Raw genomic sequence first — 19,323 nt, forward strand, 5'->3', positions numbered from 1 at the left:
AAATTAAATATTTAATGTAGTAGTTTTAATTTATCAGTGAGTTGAATCAAAACATTTTTTTATTTAAATACTGTAAAATATTGATTTGGAAATTATTAGCATTCACTTATGTTCAATAAATTTATAAGAACTCCTTGGAATGATTTTCCAAAAGTAAAAGTGTTTTATCCATCAGGAACATTGCGCAAGGCATCTGAAAAACTATATCTTGAGGCAAAAGGTGGAAATGTAGTTTCCGCATATGATCTTTTAATCAATTATGTTTTAAAAGATGAGGATATATTTGAATTTGGTATTGATCTATTTAATAGAAAACCTATATTAGCACCTGTATTGGCGCAAGAACATTTAGGAAAAAATAGAATCCCTGCTGTTTTTGCTGAAATATTAAGTGGTCATTTAGGTTTTGAAGTTGCAGATGATATTGTTCAAACAGTCAAGGCAAATCATACTAACGCTAGTGCGTATGAGAGGATAGTCCGCCAACCAATGTTTGATGGTTATGTAGAGGCTGGTAGGAACTATGTAATATTGGATGATACCGTTTCGATGGGCGGAACATTGGCTGCATTAAAGGGGCATATTGAATCTAATGGTGGAAAGGTTATACTAGGAGCTACTCTAACAGGTTATCAAGATATTGATCTTGTACCTTTAGAAAAAACTTTGAATCATGTTAGAAATAAGCATCCTGAACTTCCTGAGTGGTGGCAAAATGAATTTGGATTCCCGATCGAATACCTCACGCAAGGCGAGCTTGGGCACTTCAAAAAACCCAACAGCATTGACGAAATCAGAAGTCGCCTCATTGAGGCAGGATTTCAAAGCAGCAATGAAGGAAGCTAGAGCCTTGGTAGCAAATGATGTAACCCCACAAACTAAATAATTTAAAATTAATTTTAAACCACTCGAAAGAGTGGTTTTTTTATGCCTAAGGAAAAGTAATGGCTAACGAAGTTGAAGTAAAAATCACAGCCTCTACGGATAAATTATCTGAAGGCATGAAAGAGTCAGAAAAGATTGTAGATAAATCTGCAAAGAATATTGAGGAAACTGGGAAAAAAGTTGTTTTCACACCTGACACAACAGGTGTAAAGCGAGTGATGAAAGATGCTGAAGAAACAGTTGAAAAATCTGTTAAAAAAATGAAGCAAGCTGGGGATGGCTTAACAATTAATCCTGATTTTTCAAGTGTTAAATCAAAACTTGCAGATGCTTCAAATCATGTTCAATCTAAATTTGAAGATGCTGGACGTGCGATAAGTGGTAATTTAACAAAAAGTTTCGCTACTGTGGGATTGGGAGAGGTGGTCCCACTTGTTTGAACAACTAAAAGCTTATTTATAAGTGATACTCTGCTCTAGTTAAGCTACCTTATTTTGTTGTGGTAGCTGGTCATAGTAAAACTCATCTGGAGTCATTTTGTCCAGACTCGAATGAGGTCGTTTCAAATTATAAAATTCAAAATATGCGTTTAATTGCTTCTTCGCATCCAAAACATTGCTGTAGGCTTTGAGATACACCTCTTCATATTTAACGCTCCGCCATAATCGTTCAACCATCACATTATCAACCCATCGACCTTTACCATCCATACTGATTTGAATGCCATTTGATTTCAATACATCAATAAATGCATCACTGGTAAACTGACTGCCTTGGTCTGTATTAAAGACTTCAGGTCGGCCATATTTTTCAATAGCTTCATTTAATGTTTCTATGCAAAATGTAACCTCCATACTAATCGATACTCTATGCGCAAGTACCTTGCGGCTATGCCAATCAATCACAGCACATAAATAAACAAAGCCTTTTGCCATAGGGATATACGTTATATCCGTAGACCACACTTGATTACTGCGCTGAATAGCCAATCCTTTGAGCAGATATGGATATTTACGGTGAGCTTGATTGGCCTGACTTAGATTTGGTTTACGATATAACGCATTAATGCCCATTTTCTTCATTAAAGTACGTGTATGACGTCGTCCTATATGATGTCCTTGACGATTCAATAAATCACGCATCATACGGCTACCTGCAAAAGGGTATTGCATATGTAACTCATCCATACAGCGCATCAGCTTCAGATCTGATTCACTCACAGGTTTTGGGCGATAGTAATAACAACCACGGGAGACTTTCAGCAGCTTAGCTTGCTTAGATACTGAAATCTGAAGTGAGTCATCGATTAACTTTTGTGGTTGAAGCGACCCAGTTTCTTCAACACACCTTCTAAAAAATCAATTTCTAATGCCTGCTCACCGATTTTTGCATGTAGTTTTTTTAGATCGATGGGTGGTTCTGTTGGAGCTTTTGATTGATCGAAAGCTTGCGAGGAAGCTGAAATCAGTTGATTTTTCCAGTCAATAATTTGGTTTTGATGAACATCAAATTCAGCACTCAATTCAGCAAGTGTTTTTTCTGCTTTAATCGCAGCAAGTGCTACCTTAGCTTTAAAGTCATTTGAATGATTTCTTCTTGGTCTACGTGTCATAAAATACTCCATATATTGATGTTTATAACATCATTTGGGGAGCAAAATATCACTTATAAGTGTTGTTCAAATTTCCTGATCCACCTCTGGGTATAACAGCTGCGGTAGGAGCTGCTGTTGCAGGATTAGTATCATTAACATCAAAAGTTGGACAAGCATCAAAAGAATTAGAAAACCAAGCACGCCTTGCCAACTCCACTACCATAGAGTTTCAAGAGTGGGCGTTTGCTTCAAAAAGTGTAATGGTTCAACAAGATAAGCTATCTGACATCATGAAAGACGTGAACGATAAGTTCGGTGAGTTCATGATGACTGGTGGTGGAGAGATGGCGGAATTCTTTGAAAAAATAGCGCCAAAAGTGGGGATGACTGCAAAAGAGTTTCAAGGCTTATCTGGACCACAAATTTTAGGTAAGTACTACGATGCATTGCAAAAAGCTGGATTATCTCAAGCTGAAGTTACATATCGGATGGAAGCCCTAGCAAATGATTCAACACTGTTATCACCATTGCTAGAAGATAATGCAAAAAAATTAAAGGAGTTGTCTACACAAGCTCAAAATCTTGGTGTCATTATGGATCAAGAATCCATAGCTAAAACTAAAGAGTTTAATTCTGCATTAGGATTAATTCAGTCAACATTTGACGGAGTAATGAATCGTATTGCAGCAAAGGCAGCACCGAGCTTAACAAAGCTTGCAAACGATTTTCTAAGCTTTGCTGCCAAATCAAAGCAAGGGATAGATAACTCAATCACTGCAATAATCACAATATTTGAGAGTTTATTTGAAATTTGCTCAGATATTTTTTCCACTATTGGTGGTATTTGGAGTGATTTAACCCAAGACATTGGTGATGGATCTGTTCAACAGGTTACATTCATGGATATGGTTTCAGGTGCTTTGAAGGGATTTGCAGCAGTTGCTGTAGGTTTGAAGGTTGGTATTCAGATTGCCTTTGCTGCAATTCGCGCTGTGATTGTTACTGTCTGCCAAGCAATTTCCATTACTATATCAGCGGTACTTAATGTATTTGGTGGCTTTAGGGATACCATCCAGTTCGGGTTGGATATTTTAAGTACAAAGTTTAAAACTTTTGGAAATATAGTTTCTAACGTTTTAAGTTTTAACTTCTCAGGTGCTAAAGCTGCGCTTGAACAAGGTCTGAGTGAACTCGATGGTATTACCGAACGCTACACCAATAAAATGGGACAACGTGCAAATCAGTTTAAACAAGACTGGAGTACTGGTGCATTAAAATCTGCTGATGCAATTTCACAAGCTGGTTCAACGATTGTTAATAGCTCAATGAATGGTGGACAGCGACTTAAAAACCTATTTTTACCCGACCCAAAAGACCCAAAACAACAGGCAAGTGTAAATCAGCTTAAAACGTTTGACCCTAACCGTGGCGTTGGAACCGGTACTAAAGACGATAAAAAATCTGCAGGTGGAAAGAAATCTAAATATGAACCTACCACTTATTCTGATCTTCGTATTAAAAGCCCTGAAGCTTATGCTGGAGGTAAAGCACACCAAGGGGTTTTGGATTTAGCAGGAGCAATTCAGGATAAGTTTCAAATTACTAAATTTACCGCCTTTAATGATATGTATCACAAGGGTACATCAAGTAAACATAATCAAGGTCTAGCACTTGATTTTGGCTTACAGGATTCAAGTAAAAGTGGTCAAGTCACGTCTGATTTGCGGTCTATGCTTGGTAAGAATGGAGTCAACGCCCAAGTTCTTGATGAGTATAAGAATCCATCTAAACGCGCAACAGGTGGACATATTCATGTCAGTTTTAATTCTCAAGCTGATGCTGATAAGTATCTAGCTTTGGTTAAAAATGACAAGGTTAAAGGAAGTAAGAAATCCAGTTCAGATTCCCAGTATGAACGTTACCTTGAAGAGCAGACAAGAAATGCGGAAAAGGCTGAAAAAGAGCGTCTTGATCTGAAATACAAATATGCTTCAGAGCAGGAAAAGGTTCAGCTTGAATTAACCAAAGAACTGGATCGAATCGAAAAATCAACGCTAAATAGTGCAGATAAAAAAACCTTCAAAGAAAAAGCCGAGAAAGAATCGCAAGATAAAATCGTTGCTTTGAATTTAGAAGCCTTTGAAAAAATCAAAGCTATTTATGAACAAGAAATTCAATCCAAACAAGATCAGGCGCAGCGGATTTATGAGCAAGAAAAGGCTCGTATTCAAGCTGCTTTAGATGCAGGTCGTATTTCTAATGTTGAAAAAGTTCAACTTGAAAAACAATTAGAAGATCAGCTTTACCAGATTAAGCGTGATGGGTTGCTGGCTCGATTGGATCTAGAGAACCAACAATCGTCAATATCAGGCAAGGGAGCAGGGCAAGCAACAATCAGCAATAATATAGCTGAATTAGACAATCAAAAAGCAGTTAATGACATTGGAGCACCAAATCTAATAAGTGATGCTCAAATGAAAGACTTTGAGAAGAAGTTTGGTGGCTTGACTTCAAGAATGTCAAACCTCTGGGATCAGGGCATGCAAGCCATGATGAATGGCACTTTAACATGGCGTAATGCTATGAATGCTGTATTTTCAGAGCTTGCAATGGAGTTTATTCAAAAGACCGTTACAGCACCTTTAAAAGAGTATGGAATCGGTTTAGCGCGACGGTTAGCTTTGAAGTTCGGATTTATAAAGGCTGAAACTGCGGCAGAAGTGTCTGGTCAAGCAGCTCAAACTACAGCTGTAGTTGCTGGTGAGGGTATGAAAACCGCAGCAACTTCTACAGGTGTATTTGCTCGATTAGGCTTAAAACTCATGGAAGTTATCAAATCCATCATGATGTCGGCATGGGAAGCTATGGCAGCAGCTTGGGCGGCACTTTCAGCAATTCCAATTGTTGGACCTGCATTGGGTGTTGCAGCAGGTATTGCCGCATTCGCTGGAGTGTCGGCGATTGTTGGCAAGGTTGCATCTGCTCGAGGAGGTTACGATATTCCTTCAGGTGTAAATCCTATGACCCAACTACATGAGGAAGAGATGGTTTTACCTAAACAACATGCCAATACCATACGTGCATTGGGTAAATCTGTCATGGGTGATGGCTCTATGGCTCAGCAGCCCGCTTATGCAGGTGATATGGGTGCGATGCCACAGGTCAATATTCAAGCATGGGATTCTAAAGACATTAAGCGGTTTATGCGCAAACATGGTCGTGAATTGGCTGGTGGATTGAAAGGGTATAACCGTAATTTTGGCAAATAAGGAGTTTACATGTCAGATGAATTATTTCCTGAATTACCAGGACTAGAATGGGAGCTTACAAAGACTCCCATTTTTAATACCAAAATTATGACCTCTGTCAATGGTCGTGAGCTTCGAGCAAGTTATCAAGCTGTGCCAAAGTATGAATTTACAATGTCTTATGCTTTTCTGCGTGAAAACAAAGGTCGTAAAGAATTGCAGATTTTACAAAGCTTTTTCGAGGCTCGCCGTGGTGCTTTTGATTCATTTCTATATAAAGCACCTGATGATAATGAATTTAATTGCACGTTTGTAGGTGATGGTGCTTCGACGACTTTTCAACTATATAAAACTCAGGGTTCTAGCCAAGTTGCTGTAGGAAATACTCTCGAATCTACGCAGCCATCGAATCCTGATATGTGGAATCAGGTTGAATCAAAAACAATGTGGGCTTCAGCTGATCAAAAGCCCATGTGGAGTGCTGATACAGTCGGAATTACAAAAGACGGAAAATTTGTGCTTTCAGAGCCTTTGGACGAGGGACAAAAAATTTCTGTATCAGGCACTTATTTTTATCGTTGTCGTTTCAAAGATGATGAACAGCAATATACAAATTTCTTGTCAAAACTTTGGAAAGCATCCAAGGTTGAGATGGTTGGATCATTAGGAAAGAAAATATGAGAGCAGCTTCAGATAAGTTAATCGCTTTATTGGATGCAGATCAGTTTCTTATGGCTGATCTATACACAATTACAACTGTCCAAAATCAAATACATCGTTTCACAAATTACGATTATGATCTAAATGTAGTTGGCAATACCTATTTTGCAGATGGTCCTATCATTAGCCGTGAGGGGTTTAATCTATCGTTGGGTGTTGAAGTTGATAACTTATCCGTATCAATCGAATCTACAGATGAAAATAAGTTTAATTTAATCCCGGTTGCCCAAGCGTTTCACAATGGTCAAATGGATGGTGCACGATTTAAATTAGAGCGTATTTTTATGGATATCAATACACCAACCGATACGAGTGCAGAGGCATTATTATTGTTTGAAGGGCGGATTATTGAGCCTGAATTTGATCGCAATGTAATTCATTTTAATGTTGCCTCTGATCTAGATGATTTAAGTGTGCAAATGCCACGTAATTTATATCAACCAAGTTGTTCCAATACGCTGTTCGATAGTGCTTGTGGCTTAAATAGAAGTGCACATGCTGTAAGTACTGTAATAGATGCAAACAGTACTCAATCAAGAATATTGTGTAATGTCACTCAGCCACAAGGTTGGTTCACACAAGGTGTGGTGGAGTTTCTAGACGGTGAAAATGCTGGTCTAAAGAGAACAATTCGATTACATGAGACTGGCACTTTACTGCTTACATTGCCTTTGCTCTCTGTACCAGAAACAGGAGAGCGCATCAAAGTTTATCCAGGGTGCGATAAACGACTTGAAACCTGTGTGAACAGATTTAACAACAAAGCCATGTTTCGCGGTTCTCCTTTCATACCAGTACCTGAAACTTCAGTTTAATAGTTATATACATGACCCAGCTTTGCTGGGTTTTTTAATGAGGCTAAGCTCATGTCAATTCCAGAAATTGAAAAATTCATCGGCACCACTGTGACTGAGAGTCAATTCAAACAAGCATATGCTCAACTAATAGAGACACTCGATCTAGAAGTTGCAAATCAAAATTTAGTTATTGATACAAATATTGTAATTGATTTTATAAATAATAGACTAAATGGTGGTGGGGGGCTTGTAGCAAACGGTTCTGTTTATATTGATGGTATTCCAGTCGGACAAAGTCTAGTTTTAGAGCCAGAAGACGAAGAATATCCTTTGGGTTTGCGTAAAATTTGTATAAATAAGCAAACCAAGCAGTTTAAAATTTTTAATAGCTTAGAAAAAAACTCATCGGAATATTTATTACTCGGTGTTTTATGGCAACGGAAATGGATGACTTTTTCAAACGGTCCAAAGCAACCAACTATCATCGCTAATGGGATTGAAACATATAAAGGTAGTATTGCTGACCTAAAATATGCTGCAGATGGTGAGATTGTAGGTGGAGCACTTTTAATAAATAAAGAAAATAAAAAAATTTCAGGTACTTTTACTTTATATTCATCAGAATATAGAGGTTGGCTGGTTGCTGATATTAGCTATTCTGGTGATCTAACAGCAATTGTTTATGATAAAACCACAAATGAAGTTAAAGCGTTGACTGATACTGATGTTTTATCGCCATCTCATATTGTAATTGCAAAAGTTGTTGGAGATTATATTTTTACAACTTCGCTAAATAATGCATTTCTGCAAGAAGGTACTCAGAGTTTTAAAATTTCTGGGAAAGTTGATAGTCGTCATTTATCTTCCGAACCTGCTTTTATGTCTGATGATCTAAGATTAAAAATTGATTTTAGTACAGCCAAGCTTGAAATTTTACATTCTGGATTTTTGTTCTGTAATGGCGGATTTATCTCAATTGACTCTTCAAAAAATGCAATTTTTGACGTACTCAACCCTGCCTACGTTCGATATTTATCTTTAATAATCAGTGATTTAAAATTTAATTTGTCACAGACAAGACCTCAAAATTTGGGAAATCAAGAAGTATTGCTTGGATACGTTTACAACTATAAATTCTATGGTTTTGGTGACTTTAAAAATAAAATCACAATCGTGAATGTAAGCGGATCTATAGTTGATGATAGTAATGATTCAGCTGATTTTAATGAATTAAATCAAAGAGCTTTATTGCCAAATAAGCTTTTTTTTATTGAAAACAGAGCATTACCGCTTTACAAAGATTCAGTCTTTTCAAATCCAAGAAAGGGTTTAGAAAAAGTTCGCACTTGGATTGATACAAATCACGTTGAAACAATCAAGCGTTATGTACCTGTTTTACAGCAAACTATTCTGAATCCTCAAGATTTATCAAATACGATTCAATTCGTTTACGCGCATGCAAGTGTAGCTGATAAGCGTTTTTGGAAAAATATTGCAGTAAGTAAAGCGCCACAATCTAAGCTAAATCGAAACTTCAATATGTTGTGTTTTGGCGATTCATTAACGCAAGTAGGGACACCATCGACACTTAAAAATAAGCTTGAAAGCTTGGGAGCCACTGTCACACCAGTCGGGACTTTTTGGTCTACTGAAAGCCCGAATGAAGTGCCTAGCGAGGGGCGCGGATGGTGGAATTATCGAGAATTTATTGGGAAAGACAATGAATCAGGCGGCATCATTCATACTCGAAGTGAGGGTGGAAAAACTCGTACAGCTAAATTTGAAAATCCGTTTTTAAAATTAGCGACAACTCAAGATAAAACAGATCATCCGACATGGTGTTTCCGCTTTACTGGTGCTCAAAAAGAACTGTCATATGCTGAAGATACCGATAAAACTGGAAATTTCTACATTTTCGATTTTGACTGGTATAAGACTCAGCATAACGTTGCAACGCCTGATTTTATTACAATTGCGCTTTCTACTAATGACATAAATCTTGATCGCAGTGCTTATTCTCGTGATGAAGTAATGCGCTTTATGCAGCTTGGTTTGGAAATTATGGTAAAGCAAATTCATAAGGTTTTGCCTAATGTTCCCATTGGAATAGTACCTTGTCCCGCATGGTCAGCAACTGAAAACGGATTTAATACGTTTTGTGCTGATACTGCAACTTGGATTGAATTGTGTTTAAAAAAAGTCGATGAACTTAAATCATCACATTCAAATCTAGAAGTTATTCCGGTTTATATGCATATGAACAGGGATATGGGGTATCCAATAGTAAATAACCAAGCATTATCAGTAGATAGTGATGTTCAAGTTGGGACGATTAATGATTGGGTGCATTACGATCAAGTTGGTCGTGACCAATATGCTGAAGTTGTTGCAGGATGGTTAGCTAATGTTATCTAAAAATATAGCGGCTATTGACGAAGCGATGACTTGGCTTGGTACCCCATACCATCATCAGGGTCGTGTAAAAGGTGTTGGTGTAGACTGTGGAACGCTGATCTGTGAAGTGTATGAAAAAGTAGGACTGATGGACCACTTAGATCCACGACCTTACCCACCTGATTGGCATATGCACCAGATGGGAGAGCGGTATTTAGAACATATCAAAAGTGTGTGTTTTGAAGTTGATGAACCACAACCAGGTGACATAGTTCTTTATAAAATTGGTAAATGCGTAAGTCATGGTGCCATTGTTGTTGAATGGCCAACAATAATCCACTCTTATCTTGGTATTGGCGTTGTCATTCAAGATGGTACAAAAGGAAGTTTAGCCCGCCGTGTTGCGGGCTTTTATCGTATGAAGAGGCTAAAAGAATAATATGGGTGGATTATTTGGTGGTTCTACCATGAGTACATCTGATACACGTATTAATTCAATGCGTGTACAGCAATCTGCTTATGGGCTTTGTCAGCCTTTGGTTTACGGTAAAAATCGTATGGCTGCAAATATGTTTTGGTATGGTGATTTTCATTCCATCGCTAAAACCACAACAACAAAGTCAGGTGGGAAAGGGGGTAGCTCAAAAACTAAAAATACCACTTTCACATATTATGCTTCCTTAATGCTTGGACTTTGTGAAAACAAAATTAGATCAATTGGCATCATTTGGCGTGATAAAGAGCAAATTGTTACCAAAACTGAAAATGGAGTCCAATTAACGCCTATTGATCAGATTGGCTTTGAACTTTTTAATGGTGATGGAAATCCTATTTGGGGATATTTGCAGAGCAAACATCCCGATGAAGCCATAAACTATCCTTTCCTTGGATATGTAGCGTGTGCAAATTATGAATTAGGAGGTAGCGCTAGCCTTGCAAATCATAACTTTGAAGTCATTAGTGATATTACTTTTTCAGATATGATTCATGATGCGAATCCAGCAGATGTGATAGAGGATTTAATTACGAATCCCCGCTATGGCGCATCGCCATATTTGAATATGCATGATCTATCAGAGTTCAGGACCTACTGCGCTGCGGCTAATTTGCTCATTAGTCCAGCTTTAACGGAGCAACGTGAAGCACATGAAATTATTAATGAAGTTGTTGAAGCTGTTAATTGTGCGGTGGTACCAAGTCCAGATGGTTTAAAAATTAAATCATTCGGAGATTCTGCTATTTCTGGTAATGGCCATATATTCACACCTAATTTAGAACCTGTATATCATTTAACTGATGATGATTTTATTGGTGAAGATGAACCGGTACGTGTTCGCCGTAGTCGTGATACGGATGCTTTCAACCACACTCAGATTGAATATGTAAATCGCTTCAATCAATATAATACTGAAACTGTAGAGGCGAAAGACCAAGCAAACATTGAAATGTACGGTCTACGCACCGAAGATCCGGTTAAATTGGAAATGTTTTGTGAGCCAAAAATCGCACGGCATGCAGTTCAGTTACGTTTGCAACGGCTTTTATATGTTCGTAATGAGTATGAATTTAATCTTGGCTGGAAGTACTGTCGGTTAGAACCGATGGATATTGTAACAATCACAGATGAATCACTAGGTTTAGATAAATTCTTAGTGCGCATTACACGTGTTGAAGAAGATGAAGACGGCATGCTGACAATTACTGCAGAGGAGTTGGCAATCGGTTCAAGATCCGCAGTTGAGTATGATCTGCAGTCATCCAATGGGTATCAAGGTGGAAATGAAGAACCAGGTAATGTAAATGCACCTGTAATTTTTGAGCCTCCTTTAGATTTAACCAATGGAGTAAATCAAATTTGGGTAGCAGCCTCAGGTGGCAGCAATTGGGGTGGTTGTAATGTTTGGGTAAGCCTCGACAATACAACTTATGAACGAATTGGTACCATATATGGTTCAGCTCGATATGGAGCATTAACAACAGGCATTAATCAAAGTGATACTGCTCTACAAGTCCAGTTGAATACTTCCAGTCAAATATTTAGTGGTACCGCTGCGGAAGCTCAAATTGATGCAACTTTGTGTAAAGTGGGTGATGAATACTTTAATTATGAAGAAGCTACATTAAATGGTTCTGGGTTATATACATTAAGTGGTTTACATCGTGGCAGATTTACTAATGCTCAGTATCATTTAGCTGGTGAACCATTTGTGCGTATCGATCGAGCTATTTTTGAATATGAATTTAATCAAAACCTTATTGGTAAACAGGCATACTTAAAATTTACTAGTTTTAATGGTCTTGAACAAAAAGAGCAATCTTTAGATGAAGTTACAGCTTACAGCCATACAATTAGTGGTGGGACACCTTCAGGTGTTAAAGGTTTATCTTTGCAGTCGACATTTGTTGGGACAAGTTTTAAAGTTCAATGGCAAAATACTGCAGGCGCTTCTGGTTATATTGTCCAAATCTTGTCTGGTGGTACATTACTTAGAACTGTAGATACGACGAACACTGATTATAGCTACTCAATGGAGGAGGCTAAAATAGATGGTGTACAGCGTTCATATACAATTCGTGTTGCAAGTAAAAATGGAGAAGTGATAAGTTCCTTTGCTGAGTTAAACATAAGCAATCCAATTCCAAGCCAATTGTTAAATGTTTATACATCGTCTACCAAGGATTCGATCACAGTCACATGGATTCCAAGTGAAGCACCAGATCTAAAAGACTATCAGGTTTGGGTAAGTACAAATGCCAATTTTGATCCTGAAATAATGACGGCAAGTTGGACGGGTACTGAGAATGCTTGCACTATAAATAAACTTCAATCAACTACTACATATTATGTGAGAGTTGCAGCGCGTGATGTATGGAAAGAAACAGCTTGGAATTATTCTACACGTATAACACAAGCAACAACTGAAACGTAACTTATATGACTACAAGCACCCGAAAGGGTGTTTTTTATTGCCCAAATCAGGGGGTGGCATGGAATTTTGGAAATGGGTCCAAGAGTTAATTGGTACTTTTGGGACGGCAGTTACTTCATTTTTTATGGGGTTCGTTATGGCTTATTTACGAACAAAAAAGAAAGCTGGTAAGGGGGATTTTGCAGAGTCAATCATGTGTGGTCTCTTTGCAGTTGGCGTATGGACTTTCCTTGAGTGGTTTAATATTCCTCAAATTGTCGCGGTAGGATTAGCCTCATGTATTGGCTATATGGGAACTCATTTTGTGAGTAATTTAATTGAAAAGAAGGTAGACAATGAAATTAATCGATAACTGGAAACAGTCATACAAACTTAAATCTGTACAAATTGGCGCATTAAGCGCCATTTTTTTTGCTTTAAGTTTATTCTCTGAGCATTTTTTAACTGTGTGGAATTTAATTCCAGAAGATTTTAAAAATTCTATTCCTGAAAATTGGAAAGAATATGTTGGTGCTTTTGTTGGTGTGGCAATGATTTTGGCGCGCTTGAAGAAACAGCCAGAATTACATGAACCACAATTAAACTTATCAAGTGTTAATACGCTTATCTCAGCATCAGTTATAAATAAAAATGATTTAGATTGGATGGTTGAAGCCAAAAAACATATTGGTTTACGTGAAATTGTTGGAAAACAACATAATTCAACAATCCTGATATGGCTGTGTTGCTATTAAAACCCGAAGTGGAGGTGGTCACGTTTGCTTTGTAGCAGGGCGTGATAGTAAGACTGGCAAATTGGTTTGCATTGGTGGTAATCAGAGTAATGCCGTGTCGTATGCCCTATACAATGATGCTGATTTTCAGGAATTCCGTTGGTATGGGAAAGCAAGTAGACCAGCAGATTTTCGTTATGATTTACCAGCCTTGAGTGGCGTGACTGCAACAAAAGTTACTGAAATGTAATAACATGGTAACGAGCTTCATTAATGTTGCTTGTTACCAAATTTTAAAATAGATACTTATATATAAGATATAAAAATACTAATAGTATAGTGTAAGGGAGTAACATATTAAATATATTGATAATTGCCTGTAAGAATCTGTGTGGGATATGGGAAAAATCCCAGCGCTTTATTTGTTTTTGATGCTCCATTTTCTTATCTTCTAAAATTTGATTTATAGCAATTTTTTCGTAATAGTATTTACTTAATAGTTCTGTTTTGGTTTCTAAATCAACTTTACTTAGATATGCATAATCAAAGCTTATTGGAGAATTTGATAAGTCAGCATAAAAGTTTCTGCAAATCCAAAAATTCAAGATGTTAATCTTATTATATTTATCATTACTCTCGAAATTCATTTCTCTTAAATATTTGATTTTAGAATTAATAAAATTTAATTCATTTACTAAATTCTGAATAATACTATCAATTTTACTAAGATCAATCTCAAATATATTTTTTTTCCATGAATCATGGAGGCATAAATTAGAAATTTTGAAAGGTAAACCATCAATTCTCACGCCAAAATTTTTATAAAATTGTTTAGCAATTTCAGGGTCACCATCTGGACGAAAAAAAATACCCTTAACTTTATAATCAGCACTTAAATTTTTAAGCCATTGAATTTTTATGTACATGATAAGAGAACCTATCCTAAAGCCTCTCATACCATCAAATAGTATTATATCTCCACCTTCAGGTGGATTTAAATATGAAATATTGGCATAATTTTGATCATTTTCATTGATTAAACTAACACGGTAAGAAGCATAAAAATTTTTTAGACTTGGTGCTTTTAGGTTTTCATAAAAGTAACTATTAATTTCTAAATAAAAATCTTTGTAGGTAACACTAACTTCAACTTTCTCATTAATGGTAAGTAATAAATGCCCTATAAAGTTTTCATTTTTACTATCATGAACTTCAAAAGCTCTGCTTAGCATCCAATTTCCCTTTTTAATTGGTTGTTATTGTTAATAAATATTAGAGTTAATTATATAATCAATTGATGAATTCATATATCAATCTAGCCTATTTGCAATTTCTGTAGCGGTAGGGTTGTAGTAAATCATTAAGCTTTTAAGGTCTTTGTGTCCAATCATACGCGCCAAATCTAATACTTCAATTTTTCGTGCAAGTCTTGTGCAGGCTTCATGCCGTGAATCATGAAAATGTAGATCCTCAATTTCACATCGGTTTCTTAGTTTTCGCCATAAAGTATCAAAACTAGCATCATTGATAGTAAATACGCGTTTACTATCAATTCCCTTGAGATATCCAATTAACTCTATAGCACGCTTAGAAAGGGGTACATTTCGCTTTGTTCCGTTCTTGGTTTCAAGCAGCGCCACATAACGATCAAATAAAAATACCCGATCCCAAGTTAAGCCTTTTATCTCACTGGCACGCATTGCTGTTTCTAAAGCAAATAAAAATGCAATTATCACTTGTTGGGTAAAGTTGTTAGATGTTGATTCATCCCATCCCGAAGCTAAAACCAATCTTCTAACCTCTTCATCAGAAACACGCCTATCTCTATGCTTAGCTTGAGGCGGCATAGTTAAATCAGCCATTGGCGATTCATGGATCCATTTCCACTCTTTACGTGCAATCTTAAACAAAGATGAAAGTACATTTGCATCACGTCTTACAGATGATCCTTGAATCTGCTTTAATCGATCATCACGCCATTTGACTAAATCATCAGTTGTAATTTTCGCTATAGGCTTTTTACATAAAGCTGGATACATGCGTAAAAATGCAGTTAAACGATTAGCTTCACGTAAATGAGATTTCTTTTTTGGACTAACCTCGCTTATATATCGCTCAACAGCTTGCTTAAGTGTATAATCGGGGAGTTTCCCGAGCGCTTGTTCTCTTAGTTCAGTTTCTCGTTTAGATGCCCATGCGCGTGCTTGAGTCTTTGTATCAAATGTCGCACTTTCCCGAGTACCATTGACACTAATCTCAACACGCCAAGCATCACCTCTTTGTCTAAATGAGGCCATTATTATTTCCAGAAGGTTCGTGGCGTAAATTTGGCGTAATGCCTTTACGCACAATCATAAGGAATAATAAGATAAAAACAAATATTGACTTATTATAATCAAGATAACTGATTAATAAGAAAAGAAAAAATAGATAATAATGAGGAATAATAAGAAAATCCTAAACTTTCCGAAGTACCCGCTGGGCGTACCATCTTGCTGTTCCTCCTTATTCCAATTTGTCTCAAAACCCTTTATATTAAAAGCACCTAGGCATTCTTATTGTCGCAGTTTGTTCCTCTGTATACCTTCATAATAAGGGTACATTTGGGGGCATGCTGTAAAATCGAATAAAAATGTACCGTAAAATGTTTAGTTTTTTAGCGATCTGCACTGCTCACTTTTTTAAGTATTAGAGTAAAGAGTGGTGCGAAAGTTAATCATGCTGAGTTTAATGAAATAAGAAATAGTTTAACTTTTAATCTTTGTAAAAATGGTTTAATCATATAGCATTGATCTATATTATGATTTTAGGCATGAATAATGAAGAAAATACTTTTAATTATTGTAATCAGCCAATCACTTCTAGCTTGTGCAAGTCTCAGTACACAGCGCTATGAAACACTCAATGATCTAATGCAATCATGGGTTGGTTCGTCAGAAGAAAAACTAATTAAAAAATGGGGATTACCAGATAAAAGCTATACCTTAACAAATGGAGGAAAAATAATTTCTTATGAAACATTTGTTCATCCAGGGCGTTATTGTGAAGAAAAATTTATGCTTGAAAAGGGTATCATAGTGAAGTGGGGGCACTCTCGTTGTGATCTGAATTTGAATAATGCCAAGAAAATATCAAAAGACATTCCGATTCCGCAACCTACTCTTTGATTATTTAAAATATAGATTCCTTATTTGAAGTAGATCAACAAAGAGGAGGTTCTTTATTTAAAATAACAATTCAGTAATTTTTACTCGAAATCAACTAATATTGATATGTTAAAAGAGTCTTGTGTAACAGGATTGTCGTAGGGCGATGAGTCAAAATTTTTGTAAAAGGTGCAATAGATCCACAATGATTGAAAAAAATCATTGTCAATCATGTGATATAGGTAAAAAAATGGTTTTTTTTCGTTGTCCATGTTTATTTTGTTGATGGTAACTTTTGCTTTTACCGCAACGAAACTATTACAAGCGGAGCCTCAAGATGATGAAGCCGTTTCGGTAACGACGATTGTTGATAGGACATCTCAGCGTTATTTTTAAGAATATTTGGTCATAAAAAGGCACCCTCCAAATTTAGATTAAAAGTGTCCAACTTTCGGATGCGGTTTAATTTAGCGAGTTTTTTATTCAACCAAGCATCAACAATAAAAAATGAATACTCTATAATTCACTTGATAAAGTTCTAGTTGATTGCTCAAAAGATTATGATGTGCTGTTTTTATGTTGTATGGAGGTTTGTTTCTGCTTCTGACTTGGCATATAGTCTGGTTCGCTAGACATCGCCAGATACAGGAAAGTAAAAAAGATAGAAGTTAAAATACCAACAATAACAATGAATTTCCAACCCAATGCTGTTGATTCTAGATCATCAGATGATGGTGTATTTTTCATATAAAACCTCATAGAGGAAAAAAGATAAATGGGTATGCCTTATATCACAAAATTGATCAAAATACTTTCCCAGCATATCAGCAAGGCGCTTTCACTCCATAAAAGCTATAATTTGGTTTTGTTTGTTAAGCATTGTTAAATATCAATTTTATAAAAAATATTTAGAAAATTTAATGTCTTAGATACATAGATAGGATTGTCTAAGACATATACCTCAAATAGAAAAATAATAGATGTTGACTCGAAATTTGAGTTTCGCAATGAATTATTTTAAGATTTAAAATGATTAAAATATCACCGATAAATGATAGACTTTTCACAAAATAATTCACAAACATGGATGTGCCAATCATGATGAAACACTATAGACAACAGAACATACACTTTTTTATCGCCTTAATTTGTCTTTCAGTACTTTCTATTATTTCTAGCGTTGCTAAGGCTGAAGGTAACTGTTCTCCTGGCTATTATCCAGTAGGTGGTCAGGGTGTACAAGGCTGTGCACCGATTCCAAATTATGGTGGTGGAGGTGGATATGCCCAGCCAAGCTATCGTTCACCAACGACAGAAGGTTATGTTGCAGCAGGAACAAATGGAGTCATTGGTGTCGCAACGGCAAAAATTTTCCGAGGAAAGTTAGAAGAGAAAGCGCTACAAGATTGTGAAAAAAAAGGGGGTACAGGTTGTCAAATTTGGTTTACTTATGATGATAATCATTGTGCGACAGTCGGACAGGCTGAAGGAACCAATAGACTTTATCGAGCACGTACAACAGCTGGTGAAGTGAAAGATGTTATTCCAGTACTCGTTCCTGGGAGCAGAAAGGCATTAGGACGCAAGAAAGTTGTAGACGCATGTCGTGCTGATGGTTTTCCAGAATCTCAATGTAAGATTATTTATCAAGATTGCCGTAGGTTGAATCTTCCATAATAATTCAATATATAACTAAAAGTGAATATATTAGGTGAGGGAATAGGACTTCGACCTCACCTACCAGAAGATTTTTTTCATATTTTCATATAAGCAAGAATGTAGTTGAACAAAGTGAGACATTCACTTGCTAATAGATTTTAACTTTAAACTTTGGTTTGAGCCAGTAAATATCATTGACATACTAGATATTTTAAATTAAATTTAAATAGTTATTTTACTAAAAATAAATAACAAAAAACCTTAATCAGCGCAAAATTAAGGTAAGCCTCATAGAAATGTGAGGCTTTTTTTATAGCAAAATAATTTTAAATCTCATCATATTTTTTGCTCACGACTTGTTTTTTGGTCACAGCCTTATAGATCGCTTAAAATCGAGAACGAAAAATAAGTAGATTTTCGAGTAGTTTCAATTTTGTATAGATCGCTTTAAAATAATTGCATAATCCTAGACCGTATTTAGCATCAATCAAATACAAATTTTTATTCAAATGTTATTTAAAAAACATGAAAATTACATCTATAACATAGGTTTATATAAAGTATTTGTTTCAATCTAATCAAGATCATGTTCAGCCTTGAAGCGTTCTAAATTTCGCAGAGCTGTTTGATAACGAGATTGCACTTGGCTGCTATTGATACGGAGATCATATAATTTCTGTTTATAGCTATCGCGATCTTTATCAGAAAGGTTTTTATACTCCAATCTTTCAAGGTAATAATTCATATCATTTTGTGATTTATTAAAATCTGAATTTGCAGAAAAGTACTGACTTGCGACTTGATAATAACTACGAAGAGATTCACGCTTTTCTATAGGACAAATTCGATAATTACCACGACCATCTAAGGCTTCATAGAAAATGTTTTCAGGTTGACAATAAGCACTCAAACCTTTTTGGTAGCCTTTTTCATATAAATTCTGATTTGGAATGATATTTGCTTTTTGGCAAGCAGAGTAGTATTGATCTAGATGTGGGTTGGAACCAGCTGAACCATCTTTTTCACCAACATTAAACCAGTTTGCAGTTTTGCATTGCTCAATACTCATTGCCGTACAGCCTGAAAGTAAAACAGTAAAAGTAGATAAAACTACTATAAATTTCATGAAATAATTTCCTAACGACGATTGAGCAACTTTCTAAAATATTTTATCATGACAATATCTTTTATTTGCTGACAAAATTTAAAAAGTACCATTAAAGTGTATTGATTTGGT

The 19,323-nt window shown here is 36.1% G+C and carries 16 protein-coding genes and 1 pseudogene; 12 read left to right on the top strand and 5 right to left on the bottom strand.

From position 1 onward, the window contains the following. The first annotated feature begins 108 nt into the window (after window positions 1-108). Window positions 109-846: a phosphoribosyltransferase gene (locus I9192_RS07110; RefSeq protein ID WP_005030185.1), complete on the top strand. Its 738-nt coding sequence runs from the start codon at window positions 109-111 to the stop codon at window positions 844-846. Window positions 847-944: 98 nt separating this feature from the next. Beyond that, complete coding sequence (locus tag I9192_RS07115; protein ID WP_227567288.1) at window positions 945-1,325, top strand: hypothetical protein; 381 nt, start codon at window positions 945-947, stop codon at window positions 1,323-1,325. A 39-nt stretch (window positions 1,326-1,364) separates the two neighbouring features. Here I9192_RS07115 and I9192_RS07120 read toward each other — a convergent pair. Continuing rightward, window positions 1,365-2,497 (bottom strand): IS3 family transposase gene (locus I9192_RS07120; protein WP_223672967.1). Its coding sequence is split into 2 segments (ribosomal slippage): window positions 1,365-2,245 and window positions 2,245-2,497, totalling 1,134 coding nucleotides; the frame shifts between segments, so codons are not numbered across the junction. 59 nt (window positions 2,498-2,556) lie between these two features. Here I9192_RS07120 and I9192_RS07125 point away from each other — a divergent pair. From I9192_RS07125 to I9192_RS07160, 8 genes and pseudogenes are all read left to right on the top strand, one after another. After that, a complete protein-coding gene (locus I9192_RS07125; RefSeq protein WP_228289334.1) occupies window positions 2,557-5,748 on the top strand; it encodes a hypothetical protein in 3,192 nt (1,063 codons plus the stop codon). Between the two features lie 9 nt (window positions 5,749-5,757). Beyond that, window positions 5,758-6,408 (top strand): DUF2460 domain-containing protein, encoded by a 651-nt coding sequence (locus I9192_RS07130; RefSeq protein WP_005030183.1) that lies wholly within the window; start codon window positions 5,758-5,760, stop codon window positions 6,406-6,408. Beyond that, window positions 6,405-7,262, top strand: a complete 858-nt coding sequence (locus tag I9192_RS07135; RefSeq protein ID WP_005030180.1) for a DUF2163 domain-containing protein — start codon at window positions 6,405-6,407, stop codon at window positions 7,260-7,262. Before I9192_RS07130 ends, I9192_RS07135 begins: the two co-directional genes overlap by 4 nt. Before the next feature lie 51 nt (window positions 7,263-7,313). After that, complete coding sequence (locus I9192_RS07140; RefSeq protein ID WP_005030176.1) at window positions 7,314-9,659, top strand: alpha-amylase family protein; 2,346 nt, start codon at window positions 7,314-7,316, stop codon at window positions 9,657-9,659. After that, window positions 9,649-10,077, top strand: a complete 429-nt coding sequence (locus I9192_RS07145) for an NlpC/P60 family protein (RefSeq protein ID WP_005030174.1) — start codon at window positions 9,649-9,651, stop codon at window positions 10,075-10,077. Before I9192_RS07140 ends, I9192_RS07145 begins: the two co-directional genes overlap by 11 nt. Window position 10,078: 1 nt before the next feature. Then, a complete protein-coding gene (locus tag I9192_RS07150) occupies window positions 10,079-12,568 on the top strand; it encodes a phage tail protein (protein ID WP_200150264.1) in 2,490 nt (829 codons plus the stop codon). 58 nt (window positions 12,569-12,626) lie between these two features. Continuing rightward, complete coding sequence (locus tag I9192_RS07155; RefSeq protein ID WP_005030170.1) at window positions 12,627-12,920, top strand: phage holin family protein; 294 nt, start codon at window positions 12,627-12,629, stop codon at window positions 12,918-12,920. Continuing rightward, window positions 12,904-13,531 (top strand): annotated as a pseudogene (locus tag I9192_RS07160) (DUF7940 domain-containing protein). The gene I9192_RS07155 and the pseudogene I9192_RS07160 overlap by 17 nt, the downstream one beginning before the upstream one ends. Window positions 13,532-13,574: 43 nt before the next feature. Here I9192_RS07160 and I9192_RS07165 read toward each other — a convergent pair. Continuing rightward, entirely contained in the window at window positions 13,575-14,513 is a 939-nt protein-coding gene (locus I9192_RS07165) for a hypothetical protein (protein WP_005030165.1), read from the bottom strand. Between the two features lie 78 nt (window positions 14,514-14,591). After that, window positions 14,592-15,578 carry a tyrosine-type recombinase/integrase gene (locus I9192_RS07170; RefSeq protein WP_200150265.1) on the bottom strand — a complete coding sequence of 329 codons (987 nt, stop codon included), beginning with the start codon at window positions 15,576-15,578 and terminating at the stop codon, window positions 14,592-14,594. Window positions 15,579-16,100: 522 nt separating this feature from the next. Here I9192_RS07170 and I9192_RS07175 point away from each other — a divergent pair. Continuing rightward, window positions 16,101-16,448, top strand: coding sequence for a hypothetical protein (locus I9192_RS07175; RefSeq protein WP_004831587.1), 348 nt, complete (start codon window positions 16,101-16,103; stop codon window positions 16,446-16,448). 537 nt (window positions 16,449-16,985) lie between these two features. Here the strand turns inward: I9192_RS07175 and I9192_RS07180 are convergent. Beyond that, window positions 16,986-17,174 carry a hypothetical protein gene (locus tag I9192_RS07180; protein ID WP_005030158.1) on the bottom strand — a complete coding sequence of 63 codons (189 nt, stop codon included), beginning with the start codon at window positions 17,172-17,174 and terminating at the stop codon, window positions 16,986-16,988. 351 nt (window positions 17,175-17,525) lie between these two features. Here I9192_RS07180 and I9192_RS07185 point away from each other — a divergent pair, with 351 nt between their 5' ends. Next, window positions 17,526-18,104: a DUF4189 domain-containing protein gene (locus I9192_RS07185; RefSeq protein ID WP_005030156.1), complete on the top strand. Its 579-nt coding sequence runs from the start codon at window positions 17,526-17,528 to the stop codon at window positions 18,102-18,104. Between the two features lie 556 nt (window positions 18,105-18,660). Here the strand turns inward: I9192_RS07185 and I9192_RS07190 are convergent. Then, a complete protein-coding gene (locus I9192_RS07190) occupies window positions 18,661-19,212 on the bottom strand; it encodes a DUF2799 domain-containing protein (protein WP_005030154.1) in 552 nt (183 codons plus the stop codon). Between the last annotated feature and the right edge of the window lie 111 nt (window positions 19,213-19,323).

It is taken from the genome of Acinetobacter bereziniae (assembly GCF_016576965.1).
Classification (GTDB): domain Bacteria; phylum Pseudomonadota; class Gammaproteobacteria; order Pseudomonadales; family Moraxellaceae; genus Acinetobacter; species Acinetobacter bereziniae.